This is a genomic window from Gorillibacterium massiliense, from assembly GCF_000455485.1.
GTDB classification, from domain to species: Bacteria; Bacillota; Bacilli; order Paenibacillales; family NBRC-103111; genus Gorillibacterium; species Gorillibacterium massiliense.
The window spans coordinates 1-13,958 of the sequence record NZ_CBQR020000152.1 but is presented as its reverse complement, the minus strand read 5'-3'; the positions used below and the strand labels follow the sequence as shown (position 1 = coordinate 13,958).

At 47.7% G+C, this 13,958-nt stretch carries 19 protein-coding genes; 1 reads left to right on the top strand and 18 read right to left on the bottom strand.

What is annotated here, in order from left to right; genetic code table 11:
* Window position 1 precedes the first annotated feature (1 nt).
* From TJ79_RS21525 to TJ79_RS21460, 14 genes are all read right to left on the bottom strand, one after another.
* Window positions 2–577 carry a hypothetical protein gene (locus TJ79_RS21525; protein WP_040952416.1) on the bottom strand — a complete coding sequence of 192 codons (576 nt, stop codon included), beginning with the start codon at window positions 575–577 and terminating at the stop codon, window positions 2–4.
* Window positions 578–693: 116 nt separating this feature from the next.
* On the bottom strand, window positions 694–1,512 hold the full coding sequence (locus TJ79_RS21520; protein ID WP_040952415.1) for a flagellin N-terminal helical domain-containing protein: 819 nt from the start codon (window positions 1,510–1,512) through the stop codon (window positions 694–696).
* A gap of 108 nt (window positions 1,513–1,620) precedes the next feature.
* Window positions 1,621–2,040, bottom strand: coding sequence for a hypothetical protein (locus TJ79_RS21515; RefSeq protein ID WP_040952414.1), 420 nt, complete (start codon window positions 2,038–2,040; stop codon window positions 1,621–1,623).
* Window positions 2,033–2,434, bottom strand: a complete 402-nt coding sequence (gene fliS / locus TJ79_RS21510) for a flagellar export chaperone FliS (protein WP_052339852.1) — start codon at window positions 2,432–2,434, stop codon at window positions 2,033–2,035. The genes TJ79_RS21515 and fliS overlap by 8 nt, the downstream gene beginning before the upstream one ends.
* A gap of 20 nt (window positions 2,435–2,454) precedes the next feature.
* Window positions 2,455–3,843, bottom strand: a complete 1,389-nt coding sequence (fliD, locus tag TJ79_RS21505) for a flagellar filament capping protein FliD (protein WP_040952412.1) — start codon at window positions 3,841–3,843, stop codon at window positions 2,455–2,457.
* Between the two features lie 32 nt (window positions 3,844–3,875).
* Window positions 3,876–4,250, bottom strand: a complete 375-nt coding sequence (locus TJ79_RS21500) for a flagellar protein FlaG (protein WP_052339851.1) — start codon at window positions 4,248–4,250, stop codon at window positions 3,876–3,878.
* A 53-nt stretch (window positions 4,251–4,303) separates the two neighbouring features.
* Window positions 4,304–4,543 carry a carbon storage regulator CsrA gene (csrA, locus tag TJ79_RS21495; RefSeq protein WP_040952410.1) on the bottom strand — a complete coding sequence of 80 codons (240 nt, stop codon included), beginning with the start codon at window positions 4,541–4,543 and terminating at the stop codon, window positions 4,304–4,306.
* Window positions 4,544–4,969 (bottom strand): flagellar assembly protein FliW, encoded by a 426-nt coding sequence (fliW, locus tag TJ79_RS21490; protein WP_040952409.1) that lies wholly within the window; start codon window positions 4,967–4,969, stop codon window positions 4,544–4,546.
* Window positions 4,969–5,376: a DUF6470 family protein gene (locus TJ79_RS21485; protein ID WP_052339850.1), complete on the bottom strand. Its 408-nt coding sequence runs from the start codon at window positions 5,374–5,376 to the stop codon at window positions 4,969–4,971. Before TJ79_RS21485 ends, fliW begins: the two co-directional genes overlap by 1 nt.
* 33 nt (window positions 5,377–5,409) lie before the next feature.
* The gene (flgL, locus tag TJ79_RS21480) at window positions 5,410–6,297 is read right to left on the bottom strand and encodes a flagellar hook-associated protein FlgL (RefSeq protein WP_040952408.1); all 888 of its coding nucleotides are present in this window, start codon (window positions 6,295–6,297) and stop codon (window positions 5,410–5,412) included.
* A gap of 22 nt (window positions 6,298–6,319) precedes the next feature.
* Complete coding sequence (gene flgK, locus TJ79_RS21475; protein WP_040952407.1) at window positions 6,320–7,894, bottom strand: flagellar hook-associated protein FlgK; 1,575 nt, start codon at window positions 7,892–7,894, stop codon at window positions 6,320–6,322.
* 12 nt (window positions 7,895–7,906) lie between these two features.
* Window positions 7,907–8,407, bottom strand: coding sequence for a flagellar protein FlgN (locus TJ79_RS21470; RefSeq protein WP_040952406.1), 501 nt, complete (start codon window positions 8,405–8,407; stop codon window positions 7,907–7,909).
* Window positions 8,408–8,434: 27 nt separating this feature from the next.
* A complete protein-coding gene (flgM, locus tag TJ79_RS21465) occupies window positions 8,435–8,713 on the bottom strand; it encodes a flagellar biosynthesis anti-sigma factor FlgM (protein ID WP_040952405.1) in 279 nt (92 codons plus the stop codon).
* A 105-nt stretch (window positions 8,714–8,818) separates the two neighbouring features.
* Window positions 8,819–9,199 (bottom strand): flagellar protein, encoded by a 381-nt coding sequence (locus TJ79_RS21460; RefSeq protein WP_238323103.1) that lies wholly within the window; start codon window positions 9,197–9,199, stop codon window positions 8,819–8,821.
* 355 nt (window positions 9,200–9,554) lie between these two features.
* Between TJ79_RS21460 and TJ79_RS21455 the strand changes: the two genes are divergently transcribed.
* Window positions 9,555–10,364, top strand: a complete 810-nt coding sequence (locus TJ79_RS21455; protein ID WP_040952404.1) for an aminoglycoside phosphotransferase family protein — start codon at window positions 9,555–9,557, stop codon at window positions 10,362–10,364.
* A gap of 231 nt (window positions 10,365–10,595) precedes the next feature.
* On the opposite strand, the gene TJ79_RS21450 is transcribed toward TJ79_RS21455, so the two are convergent.
* The 4 genes from TJ79_RS21450 to TJ79_RS21435 all read right to left on the bottom strand — a co-directional run.
* The gene (locus TJ79_RS21450) at window positions 10,596–11,123 is read right to left on the bottom strand and encodes a VanZ family protein (protein ID WP_155987987.1); all 528 of its coding nucleotides are present in this window, start codon (window positions 11,121–11,123) and stop codon (window positions 10,596–10,598) included.
* The gene (locus tag TJ79_RS21445; protein ID WP_040952403.1) at window positions 11,123–11,905 is read right to left on the bottom strand and encodes a tyrosine-protein phosphatase; all 783 of its coding nucleotides are present in this window, start codon (window positions 11,903–11,905) and stop codon (window positions 11,123–11,125) included. Before TJ79_RS21445 ends, TJ79_RS21450 begins: the two co-directional genes overlap by 1 nt.
* A gap of 92 nt (window positions 11,906–11,997) precedes the next feature.
* Complete coding sequence (locus tag TJ79_RS21440; RefSeq protein WP_155987986.1) at window positions 11,998–12,540, bottom strand: ComF family protein; 543 nt, start codon at window positions 12,538–12,540, stop codon at window positions 11,998–12,000.
* Window positions 12,541–12,783: 243 nt separating this feature from the next.
* Window positions 12,784–13,958, bottom strand: a 1,175-nt coding sequence (locus TJ79_RS21435) for a helicase-related protein (protein ID WP_052339849.1), incomplete at its 5' end; no start/stop codon positions are given.

The following is a 13,958-nucleotide window of genomic DNA, read 5'->3' as shown; positions in this document are numbered from 1 at the left end:
CTTATCTTTCATCAGTAAGGAAACTATTTAGAAAAGGCAATAGCTCATATTGTAGCAGATCCGCCACACCTACCAAATGATCACTCTGCATCTCATTATCGAGTTCTTTAACGATTTGCGATAATTGAGAACAACCATCCTGAATAAGTTTTTTTTCTTCTGATCCGGTTTCATATAAAAACCGCAAAAACTCAAACGAACTCATTATCCATTGAAGGCCCTTTAACCCAGCAGCAAACTCTTCCCATGTTTCAGGGGATACATCACCGTAGAGCTTATTCGCGATATTGTTCATTACGGGAATATACCTGGTCAGATATTCAGACAAAGCAGTTTCAGTTTCGGATATACTTTCTTGTCGCGAAGAGGATATAACATGAACTTCCTTTGTCAACCCCATATTATTCTTAATGTAATTCTCGTAATCGCTATAATAATAGTGTCCATCGATTTGCACATGATGAATAATTCTATCCTCATGGTAAATAGCTTCCAGGCATTCCGTCCATATTTTTTCAAATTCTTCCGTTATGTCTAAAACGGATATCTGTTTCCCTTGATCAACCTTTATTATCATAAATTACACACCTTTTTTGAGTATTACCTATTTTATCGGCTTATTTATTAATGGTCTGAATAGAATAAAATAAAAAAAAGAGCCTCCAATTAATGGAGGCTCTCTTTATCCGGTTATTAACCAAGAAGCTTAAGAACTGCTTGAGGTGCGGAGTTAGCTTGTGCCAACATTGCTGTACCCGCTTGAACCAGAATTTGGTTCTTCGTGAAGGCGGTCATTTCGGTTGCCATATCGGCATCCTTAATCCGGGAGTTAGCAGCAGACAAGTTCTCAGAAGTAACACCCAAGCTGTTGATCGTATGTTCCAAACGGTTTTGGTAAGCACCAAGTTGTGCACGGTTTTGAGATACGGTATTGATTGCTTTGGATATAATTGCCATAGCGCTTTGTGCACCTGTAAGTGTTGCAACACTGAGAGTTGCACCACTAAAGAGAGTGGCAGTCTTGTTGTCTGACAAACTAGCTTGCAATGTTTCGGTGTTACTAACACCAATTTGGAAATTGACAGTGGCGCTAGCATTCAGCAAATTAACTCCGTTAAATTTGGAGTTACCAACAATTCGGTTAATCTCTGATGTCAATTGAGAAACTTCAAGCTGAATTTTATCACGGTCGGTATTTTGATAAGTACCGTTAGCTGATTGGTTAGCCAGAGTGTTCATGCGTTGCAGCATGGAGTGAACTTCAGTCAAGTCACCTTCAGCCGTTTGAATCATCGAAATACCGTCTTGAGCATTGCGTTGCGCTTGGTTCAGACCGTTGATTTGGTAAATCATTTTTTCGGAAATAGCCAGACCAGCGGCATCGTCAGCAGCACGGTTGATGCGGTAGCCGGAAGACAGCTTTTCCATTGTCTTGCTCATGTTTGTGTTGTTGAAGCTCAAGTTACGGTTTGCGTTGATCGCACCAACGTTTGTGTTAATAAACATTCCCATTGATAATCATCCTCCATGATTGGTTTGAATTGGCCACATCCTTGTGGCCTACTATCTATATCGGAAGTACCATTTCATTTTTTTAGCACATTTTTCAATTTTTCAAAATTATTTTTTTTCATCGAAATAAAGAGCCGTCAGATCCCTGTTGGCGACGCCGTAATAAGCGTTTAAAATCTTGTGTTGATTGCGAACTTCCGTTTGATCGGTTTGAAGCGCTGCCTGCTCGCTGCTGATCCGTGACTGGATTTGGCCCAGCCGAAGATGAATTTCCTCCAAAATCGGCAGCAAGGAGCTGTCGTGAAGCTTCGAATCGGGAACTTCTCTTTCTCCCAATTGAAATTGAACCGCCTCGAGCTCTTGTACCAACACTTTCCACTCGGTCGCTGCACGAGTGTATGCCGTCCGAAACTCATCGTCTTCCAGTTGATTCAACAGCCCAACTTGCTGATCTGCATTTTTCAGCAATTGTTCATATAGAATTTTTCGCCGTTCCAGCAAATGGGGTATTTCCAGTGAATTATGCATTTACACCATCCGTGGCGACAACCTTGCCGATTTCCTCCCATGCTCCCTTAAGCTCTTCCAGCAAGCCAATCACTTCACTGATCGCCTCCATGGATTGATCCAGATTGGCTTCGCGCAATTTTTCAAGAGAATAAAGGTAGAGTGACCGCAAATTCCGGGCAAGTTCGCCGCCTTCTCGCATGTTCAACGATCCCAGAAGCTCATGAATGATATCCTGTACCTTGCGAACGTTCCGTCCTGTTTCGATAAGATTGCCCGCTTCGATGGACTTCTGCACTCTTCGGGAAAATTGAATGGCGCCATTATACAACATCAGTGTCAAACGATGGGGAGTGGCAGTCTGATATTTGGTTTGTTGATAAGCTTGATAGCCTGTCAGATTAGGTGATGCCACATGCACCATCCTCCTGTCCGTTAATTCGAGGAAGCAGATTTCGTCAAGGTTGCAACTTGGTTGGTGATCCAGGTCTTCTGGTTGTTAAGCGACGACATGACCACTTCAAGGTTTGCATATTTCGCTTTTAACGTCTCTTCACGTTTATCCAAGCGGAGCTGCATACTGTCGGATTGTTCCTGCATATAGGCGATATCAGAGTCATAACCTTTAATTTTCGCGATCAATAGGCCGTCAACACTGCTAGTATAACTTTGTAATTTATCCATGAAGAATTGCCCAATACCAACATTATCTGCCGACGTACCGACAAATAACTTTTGAACGGCATCGGAATCTTTGGCCATTGCTTCTGCAAACTTGGTCTTATCAAATGACAATTTTCCTGTCATCAGGGAAGCGGTTGTGACACCCTTGTCCACTTCCAAGCCGACATCGGACAAGAGTTTGATATTTCCTACATCAAACTTCGTATTCACCCAATTGCCCAACTGATTACGCAAGTCCCGCAGGGTGGAATCGCTCTGCAGTGTCGCCGTATACGTACCGTCTGAGTTTTTGGTGGATTTTTGGGTGTTGGCGTCAATCAGATCAATGACTGCATTGTACGCCGATACGAAGGTATCGATTTTTGAAGTAATTTGATCTGTATCCTGGTCCACTTTCACGGTACTGTCGCCTGTCCCTGTAAGGGTTAAAGTTACACCTGGGATGGCATCCTTTACCGTATTGCTGGTACTTTCGATGGCTAGACCGTTAACTGTAATTTTTGCGTTGCTAGCTTCTGTAACATTTGTTGAGTTCATGAAGGTTGTGTTGGTGCCACTAACAGAGAAACTCACACCTGTTTCTTTTCCCGTTAAAACCAATGTTTTTTCCCCAGGCTTTGTTTGAACGATAGCTGCCTTCACGGTTACACCGGTTGTACTGTTGATTTTCTGGGCAATCAAATCGAGAGCTTTTTCATTGGTTATTCCCTGGAAATCAGTACTCGATAAGTCGATATCAGCACTACCGGAGCTTGTCGGTACCGAAAGGGTTCCGGTTTGAGAAAACGAATCTGCCGATACCATGGCTTTACTGGTTGTTACCTGCGCTTTGGCAAGGCCTACGACATTCACCGCGTACTCCCCATAGCTCGCCGAACCTGTGGAGCTTACTGTCAGCTTGCTTGAGTCAGAGCTGGTCGCTTTCGCAACGGTAAAAGTCGAGTTATAGTTCAGATCGGCAGTGGCAGTCTTAAGCGCCGCCAATTTGGAATTTAATGTCGTGAACACGCTGCGAAAGGTCGTCGTGTTGCTGATTTTCGTCTGCAGATTGGTCAGCGGAACACTTTCCTGAGCCATGACAGCCTTGATATACGCAGTGGAATCAAATCCTGAAGCCAGTCCCGCGAAACTGATGGACATAATCTATCACTCCTTTACTTTGAATGAACGCATCAAACCTTCTTGTCCAAAAACATGCCGATCATCTCTTTCATTTTCATCGAGAGATCGATTAAAAATTCCGGTGGCAGGCTGGTCACAACCTCTTTCGTTTTCGCGTCAATTACTTCCACATACAATTGCTTCGCTTCATCGTTGTACTTGAACTTTAATTCCTTGCCAGAAGAGGCAATGGATTCGTTCAACTTACGGACTTGCTCCTCCAGCTTCTTCTGCAACTCTCCCGAAAACTCCTGAGGTTTCTCGCTGCTTTCGCTTTTCATCGACTTTGGGATTTGTTCTACCCGAGAAGTTTTCGAAACAGTCGAGTAGCTTTCCCCGGGCCTTACTTTCTCAACAGACACCGTCTCCATACGCTGAATCATCATCCTGAACACCCCAACCTTCCAAAACTCGCTTATAGAATTTATTTAAGTGAAATTCACCTTTGAAAGTTTTTAAGCAGATTCAGGATGTGATCTGGCTGTATTTGACTCGCTTGCTCCTTTGCTGCTTGATTTTCCTCGACGATGCCTTGATACAGTTCCTCCCGAAGGATCTGTACGTCTTTGGGAGCTATAAATCCAAGCTTGATTTGATCCCCTTCAATCCCCAAAATCTGGACCTGAATAGTCCCCCCGATCATCACCGCTTCGCCGATTTTGCGCCTCAATACCAGCATCTATTCGCCTCCTTCAGCTACAAGCGGATGCCGGATTGCGTAAGCTTTATCCGTGATAACGTATTGGTACCCCTTGCGTACTGTCGCGGATAATAAAATCGGAGCCAATAGATTCACATATAACCGATCTTCTTGAGCGTTTACGATGAGAAAGACTTCCAAATCCCTCGGGTCCTTTGCAAGCAGACGCTCCGCCGCTTCGTCCGAAAGCTCGAATGAATAATCGGGGATAGCCGCCTGGGAAGCTGGAAGCAAAATAAAACTGACATCTCCGCTTAGGGCATGAAGAATAAAAAAAGATGTATCTTGAAAGGGCAGTATCGCGTATTCCCGAATTTCCGGAATCCCGACAATGCCGCTCTCAAATGCAAAAACCTGCTCGTCTGTGACAGAAATGGTTCCGTAGGCTGAGCTTTGAATAAGCATTATTTCGGTAATACTCCCTTCGGGGTTATCTGAATTTCCGGCGGATAGATACGGACATCGAATCGCGGACCTTCCCTTGGCAGCGCCTCAATGGTAAGCTCCTTGGAGCCATTGCGCATATAGCGCTCATGGGCCATATGACCGGCAACGTTTTTCTCCCCGGATCGTATATTGCCCAGGCGCCGGCCTTCCTCCACTTTGTATGCGAGATTTTCCATGTATTTCGCTTTGTCTTCCTGAGCCATCTCTCGGGAAAAAGTGGACGGCTTCTTCAGCCCCCAATCCTCGTATACTTGCTGCATATCCACCTGAATATCAGCCTGCCGCATACGAATCTCCATATCCGCCGGTTGATACCCTCTGTCCGCATACCGATAGGCGGAAGATAAGGACCCAATCCCAGACATCGTTTATCCTCCTAATCCGAAGGGAATGTACGGTTACCTTAAAAAGTCAAGTAGTGAAGTCTGCATCAGCTTGGCTCCTGTGGAGAGCGCCGCCTGCAGAACATTTTGCTTGGACTGGTTCTCTACAAGCACCTGGGAGAAATCGACATCAGCGATGTTGCTTCGCTGTTCTTTGACATTAACCTGCTCGTCGGCGATTCGTTCTTCCATCATCGAGAAACGGTTTGTTCTGGCTCCAATCTCGGCCCAGCTAATGGAAATCGTGTCAGATATCGTATCAATCTTGTCCAAGCTTGCTCCGATAGCGGTAGCGTCGTTGCCTTCCAGACCCGCAACCAAATCGTCCAATACCTTGAATGCATTGTCCGTTCCGTGCTGACCAAAGATGGTTTCACCGGATATGCTGACTGGAACTCTCACTTCCGGACTTACGCTTAAATAAAACAATCCGTTATCCGTTTGATCATCGGCGGCATTATCGGATGTGTATGGTGCTTGATCGGTTTTCTGGCCGTTGAACAGATACCGGCCGTTGTATTTGCTGTTGCCGATAGTCACCATCTGTTCCCTCAGCTGCTTGACCTCTGCGGCAATCGCGGCCCGCTGCTGGTCATCGTAGGTTCCGTTCTTTGCTTGCAGAGCAAGAACATGCGCCCGCTTGAGCACATCGTTAGCCTGCCCCATCAGGGAATCCATCGTGTTTAAAATTTCCTTGCCGGTCTGAGCGTTGAGAGAGAACTCTTCACTGCGAGCCAAGTCAGTGTCATAGCGCATCTGGTACGTGACACCGACCGGATTATCGCTTGGCTTGTTGATCCGTTGGCCCGTAGCCAACTGCTGCTGGCTCTGAGTGATGGAAGTATTGACATTTCGCAAATTACGCAGCAGCTGGGTGCTCTGCATGGAGTTGGTTACGCGCATCTTGATTCATCCTCCTGTCGGCTTATCGCCCAACGATACCCATTGAGTTAATAATTTTGTCCAGCATTTCATCAACGGCGGTCACAACGCGCGCAGCGGCATTGTAGGCTTTCTGGAAGCGGATCATATCCGTGAACTCTTCATCAAGGGACACGCCGCTGGTCGACTGCCGTTGGATTTCTATGTTATCTACCATGGTTTGCTGGTTATTGTAATTGGTTTCCACATTATTGGATCGAATCCCCAAATCGCCGACCACGGCACGGAAATAATCGTCGGTAGTGCCGTTGGACAAGGAGGTGAGAGCATCCGGGAAAGTGAAGATCGCATCACGCAAGCCGGCAATGGCGTTGGCGATGTCACTGTTACCGCGGATAGCCTTGTCGACTCCATTGAGCGTTTCATATTTGGACGAAGCGGCAATCATGTTCGTGTCTTTCAAGATAGCTGGATTAACGGCGATATTATCGATAGTAAAATCGCCGCCCCCGTTGGCTGTAAAAAACGGTACGCCGTCCGTCGTGGGAGAAGTCAGCGTATAGCCAAGCTCGTGCAAGCCGTTAAAGCCCTTAACAGTCAACTGGATGGAGGAGGTTACCGAAGAGCCCGCCGGAATAGTCGTCCCCTTTGGAATAACTGTGCCGTCTTTCAGCGTTACATCGTTCAAAGCCGTCAGATCTTGCTTCGTTACATACCCATTGCTGAGCGTTACGTTTATATCTCCCGTCGCCAGAGTGTTTACCAGCGCATTGAGCTGATCTCGGATCTTTCCCGTTTCCCCCAGCGACTTCACGTATCCGTTCAACTCCCCGGATGTGGCATCAGTCGCCGCATCCGTAGTTAAATGGGTTCCGGTTTCCCCGCTTACCACATTGACCCCTGCGGAGGTGATATTGGTCATGCCGCTGCTGTCTTCGGAAAAGCTCACATCGACGATGGAGGACAACTGGTCGATCATCACATCCCGCTGATCCCGGTAATCATTGGCATTGTTACCCAATGCTTCTGTATACCGAATCAAGTGGTTCAGGTCGGCAATCCCGTCGATCAGCGTATTGGCCTGCTGCACCTTCTTGTCGATGCTGGAATTGATGTCTTTCTCTAAACTCGTCAAAGACTCGCCGATATGCTTGAAGGTATCCGCCATGTTACTTGCAGCTCCGGCTACGGCGACTCGGGCGCTCAGGAGTGAAGGGTCCCGATTCAGCGTCTCCCAGGAGTTCCAGAACTTGTCCATTACCGTGCTAAGACCATTGGTGGAAGGTTCGTTTACAATATTTTGAATGGCGGTCAGCGTCTCATTCTGGATTTGCCAGGAGCCCATCGACTGATTCTCCCGACGATACTGGACATCCAGAAAGGTGTTCCGTATCCGGGTGATGCTGTCGTATTCGACACCGGTACCGATTTGACCGGGGGTGTTGGATCTCATCAAGCCCGGAGCTTCCAGCGGACGGCTCGCGACCATACTCACTCTCTGCCGGGAGTATCCCGTCGTACTTGCGTTGGTAATATTTTGGCCTGTGGTCTGCAGCGCAACCTGGTGGGTCAGCAGGCTTCGCTTGGAGGTTTCCAGTAAGTGAAAGGTTGAACTCATGCCGCATTCTCCTTATGCTTTAGTATCGAACCGAACCACCCGTTTGCCTGACTGCTGCGAACTCCTGGGGTCCTGGTACACCATCTCGTCCGCTTCCGGAGCGGTGAGTAAATCGAGAGATAACTCAACGAATTCCAATGAGTGTTCGATCAATCTTTTGTTTCGTTCATTGGTCGCCTGAATACGAGCCGCGATATCCTGCAAAGCCCCCTGCAACTCCTGCAGGCGCCGTTTTTCCTCCCGATCGGAAACCAGCTTGCTAAGCTCCGTCATGGTAATGGCCGGGTCCGGTCGAAACCCCTTCTGCTTCAAGAAGTCCGCAACGGCTTCCTTCCTTTTGCTTTCCCATTCTGCGATTTTCCTAATCGACTGGGTTTCCTTATTAACCAGCCGATTCAGCTCGTCGACCTGATTGCGGACCAGCACGTCTGTCTTATCTCTGGCAAGCTGCCATAGCGACTCATGGAGCCCTATGAGTTCCTCCAGACACGTCACCAAGGCTTGTGTCGTCATGTAGCTTTCACCCATTCCCTTGAGGTTCTATTTCAAATACGGCAAAAGCTTCTCGGCGATCTTGCCTGCTTCCACTTGATAAGTTCCCGTGGAAACCGATTGCTTCAGGCTTTCCAGCTTTTCCTTCCGAGCATCGTCTACAAGTTGTCCGCCCGAAACTGCTTCTTGCAGTTCCTTGGCTTCAGAGGAAATCTGTACTTCGTCTTTCCGCTTGGTCCTGGCTTTATCCGATTGGGCAGTCTTCATTTCTTGCTGCCTGTTATACGGGTTCACATTTCCGATACGAGACGGTTCATTGATTTTCACCGTAATCGCTCCTTTCACAGCTATACAAAAAAGCCGATCATCTTTACTACATGTATCGGCAAATGTATGGATATTGTTTAGCTTTTCATAAAAACCGGGCAACAATTAACGTCTACGGCCTTGAAGACGGTCGCGAATTTGAAAAGTAATATGATCTTCCTTCGTTTGTTCCTGTACCAAAGCATCGTCGCCCTTTATACTGGCTTGAATCTCCTTGGCCATTCTCTGCCGGCAGGAATCACAAAGGGTCTGCTCCTGAATCGGCTCGCCGCAGCTCTCGCAGGGATAGTGAAGATTAGGAGTACGAACAAGCGAAATCCGTCCCTCGCGAATAAATCGAATAATTTGTTTAACCGGGATCTCAGTAGCCTCACTAAGTTCCTGAAGCGTTGTCCCGCTGTTCTCTTTAATATATTTGACGCACCGTTCACAATGTTCATCCAGTTCTCGCACGCAGGCCGGACAAAGTTCAGCAGGCGTACGCATACACAACTTCCCGCAGCGCGTACAATTCATGACATTTAGAGTCATGTGTTTGCCCCTCGCTTTCCGCATCATGTTTCTTCTATATAAAGTTTACATGAGAAAAGCAAGGTTGTATAGAAGATTTAAGTCACAATTCTTGAGGATTTCTTGCGTGGAAACGTACCACAAGTAAGGGCGAGTTTTTGGGGAGGCATTCTCGAAGCCACTCACAGATTCGATCTCAAATGCGAATTGATCGACCACATTCGCCTTGACGGAGCGGAGACTGCAAACTCATAGTTTCCCATGCTAGAAAGGTAATCTTATTATTTTCAACGAAATAATAGATTAAATAGAACTGGATGGAGGAGCAACATTGAAAAAAGGTGCGATGATAGGAAAGGGTATGAGTGCTGAGGTCTATGAATGGGGGGATCATCAGGTTTTAAAGCTTTATTACGATCAGTATCAACCCGAATGGATTCGTGGTGAAGCTGAAATCGGTATGGCCTTAAAAGAGGCTGGAGTACCTGCTCCAAGTGTTTACGAGATGGTGGAAGAGGGAGGCCGGAGAGGGCTTCTTTATGAACGGGTTCCTGGGGCGTCCATGCTTACCATGATGCAAACTTCTCCTACTAGAAGTATAAAGCATGCAAGAGAAATGGCACGACTTCATTTTAGCATTCATCGCTGTTCTACGACAAAGCTTCCTCGCCAAAAAGATATATTGGAACAATCGATACATGAGGCCAAAGAAATACTGGGAGAGAAAACAGGCCTAATTTGCGAATATCTTTACAAATTACCAGAAGGTAATTGGATATGTCATGGTGACTTTCATCCCGACAATATTTTAGTGACGAATAACAAATCAATTGCAATTGATTGGACTAACGCAAACATTGGGGATCCTATGTGTGATGTAGCAAGAACTTCAATAATCTTTCTTTCTCCGTTTAATTCATCAGGGACACCCAAAATAATGACACTTCCACTCCGGCTGATTAAAAGAATATTAAACAGAGCTTACTTGAATGAGTATTGTAGGCTAGCAAATATAAGATACGAAAGTATTAATGCTTGGATATTGCCTGTAGCAGCTGCTAGGTTACAAGAGAAAATTCCCGGCGAGCAGGAGTGGCTTTTAAACCTTATTGATAAACGACTCCGTGTAACTTCAAGCTGAGGTAGCCATTTCCCGGTGTAGGTTTCATTAAAAGGCAGTACTAAGTGTTAACGCGTTTGGTTCATGTTCTCTAGACTGGATAGCTATTTGGAAAAGTTCAATTTGCATGGCTTGGTGAGTCATTTGTTGCTCGGTTCTTTTGAGTTTGAAAAATATAAGCCTCTATTCCGAGTTGCGAAATGGAGGCTTTATCCGTTTGCTTGCCCTCTTTTGATTTCCCTCATTCTGATACTATGATGAAACGAGCCGATCTTTATCTTTTTTCTTCCGCAAAATGAAGGACAAAATCGCCGCTCCCACCACAGCCCCGACAAAGTCCACCACTACATCCTGAACAAGAGGCGTGCGGTCCGCCGTAAAGCTCTGATGGATTTCATCGGAAATGGCATAAAGCAGGCTTGCGGCAACAGCGAACAGGAACCCCTTCCAGCGATAAACCTTTAACGAGCGGAAAAACATGAGAAACGACAGGCTTAGCGCGGCATAAACAGAAAAATGAGCCCCTTTGCGGATAAAAAATTCCACGAAGCCCGGTACGCCTTTGGCGCGGATGCTGACTTCGCTGCCGGCGTAATCGAAGACGACATGAGAGAAGTATTTTTTGACGAAATCTTCCGAAATCCAGCTGTGCAGCTTGGGACGCAGATCTTGTTTCTCATAAGGCTGACTGGACGAGTTAAAAATGATCGCCATCCAGCCAAGGCATACCAAAAGCCATACGATTGCTTTACGATTCATCGAGACGACATTCCATTCCATTAAAGTGATTTACTCCGAAAAAAGGAGAAGAAGGTTTTGCGGCTCGCAACAGGTTCTTCCCAGAACTTCGACATGTGTTCACCCATACCGATTTTCTCTGCATTATTCTTCATATGCTGGCATTTTTCGCGCCCCAGCTCTTTTTGCACTCGCCAATAGGCCTCCTGCAGCGCAAAATGACGCATGTCGATATGATGAGCATCCGATGAGACGAGATGCACCAGGTTACTGCGTAGCATTTTTAACGATATCGTTTGAACCGTCCGTCCGAAGCCCCCGTTAATGGAATGGGAGGTAACTTGAGCATAGGCGCCCAGGTCGATCAGCTTTTTCAACCGATCCGGGTGATTGGCCAGTTCGGTGTTTCGCTCAGGGTGTGCGATAACCGGGATTTTGCCAAGCAGACAAAGCTCATAAAACAGCTCCGAAACATAATGCGGCACATTGGCCGTGGGAAATTCGATCAATAGGTAGGGGGAATTCCCCAAAGTCAGCAGCTTGCCTGCCGCTAAATCGTCCAGAAGCTCCGGATACACGCGAATTTCTTGACCAGCCTGCAGGTTGAGCGGAATCTCTTTTTCCCGAAAAATCTCCTGCAGCACCGACACTGCCGCCGTTACGAAAGCAGCATCGTTCCAATACCGTCCGTTTTGATGATGGGGGGTGGCGATTAGGCCGGTTATACCTTCTGCAACAGCAGCGCGGGCCAAATCAAGGGATTCATCGAGGTTTTGTGCACCATCGTCCACTCCCGGAAGAATGTGGGTATGAATATCGAACATTGACTTGACCTCCTTTTTCTTTACTCAGCCTAAGACCAGTGTCTTTCAATACGCTAGGAAATGCAAATGGTTTTCCTTAATTTAAGAAAAATTTAACGAGCCCAAGTGAGGCCAAATACCTCTGTATGCCGCCCAGAAGCGAGGACTGCCGCGCATTGGTTCATTGTACTGCCAGTTGTATAAACATCGTCGATGAGGATAATTCGCTGCGGATGTTGAAGATCACCAGCTTGATGGGGCAACCGGGATAGAAGGTGGAAGCCCGATTCGTCGGGAGCAAAAGCCCCCTTCATATCTTTAATACGTTCTTCTCTTGTTTTGAAGCTTTGTTTGGAGGTGGAACGCGTACGGCAAAGCAATGGAATAACGGGAAGCTGTACCCATTTGGCTAACTCATGGGCCATCTGCTCCGCCTGATTGAAGCCTCGATCCAGCATGCGTTCCTCGCTTACCGGTACATAGGTGATGCAATCAAAATAAGCCTGTCTTTCTGCACCACAGTCCTCGCGCAGCTTGGCGTAGGCGTGGACAAGCATTTTTCCCATCAAGTGAGCCAAACGCTCGTCCCCTCTATATTTATACAGAGCCAGCATATCCTTCATTGGGTGATTGTAACGGACCGCGCTGCGATTCATGCGAAAATAACGTTTATGAGGCCGCAGGCAATCCGGGCACATCTCCGATCGGCCGCAAACTTCACAGCAAATGTCGGTAATCCATGGAATGGCCCTAAAACATTTTACGCAAAGACCCAGCGGATTGAGGGGGCCTTTGGGAGGCTGCCCACAACAGGGGCAACTCTTACGCTCATGAATCTGCCAGGTTTGCGCAAACCGCTGTTTCCAGGTTAATTTTTCGGGATTGCTCTCTGACATTTCTTAAGCCTCCTCTTTATAAATACATCTCTTATCCAGTAAAAAGCCCTTTTTCCGGGCGATTGTGTTCATCTTACGGATTTGGCGAACTGCTTCCGCTTGAGACTTGGTTAAGGAAGCGGCTACAAAAACAACCCGCCCCGCAGGATCGTCCTTTGATCTCCCCGCTCTTCCGGCCATCTGCGCCAGAGCCGCTTCGTCAAACAAAGGTGAATCCGCATCCAACACGAAAACATCCGACTTCGGCACGGTAACTCCTCTTTCTAAAATGGTGGTCGTCACCAGCAGGTTGGTGTTTTTTTGCCGGAATGCGGTGACTTTGTCGGCTCGCAGATCATCCTTGGATGATGTTCCTTCGATGGTTAACTCCGGAAAACAGGTTTGAAGAAGCGTGACAAGAGGATCAACCATCGCAATCTGCGGAACGAAGAGGAAAATTTGCGCACCACGGCGGATGGAGACGTTTAGGCTCTTAAGCAGGGGATCGGGCAGCTTTCCAGTCTTCAGTATCTTGTGGAGGGGGGAAGCCCGCAAAAACCAAGGGACAGGCAGCGGATGACGGTGGTATCGCACCGGTACGCGAACGTAGTCCAATCGGCCTTGCTCCGCTTCCCGGCGCATGCCAGCAGGTGGCGTCGCTGATAAATAAATACAGCGGCCATCGGGCTTGACCGATTTGGCTGCGGCAAACTGTAGCATAGGATCATTGTGGTAGGGGAACGCATCTACTTCATCGATGACCGCCAAATCGAAAGCATTACGAAAGCGCAGCAGTTGGTGGGTAGTAGACAAAAGAATGCCACCGTTCTGAGTAAGCGAACTGCCGCGATCCTCGCTGCCGCCATACAGCGCCACGACGTTCATATGGGGAAAAGCCACCCGCATACGGGGAAGCAGCTCCAACACCACGTCCCTGCGTGGGGTAGCGACCACAACCCGGCGGCCCGCAAGCACTTCATGCTCCAATAGCGGGAAGATCATTTCGGTTTTACCCGCACCGGTCACCGCCCAGATGAGAAACCGCAGATGGGAGGAGTAAAATGGCGCGGCAACGGGCACGGGAGCAAGGAGCGAGCGTGCGGACGGCATGGCCAAGGCAGATGCGGCCATAGGCATGGTGGTCGGCGGCGCTGTGCGCTGCAAGAAAGCCAGGGCGGCGGCGGACGCCTCCGCCTGGG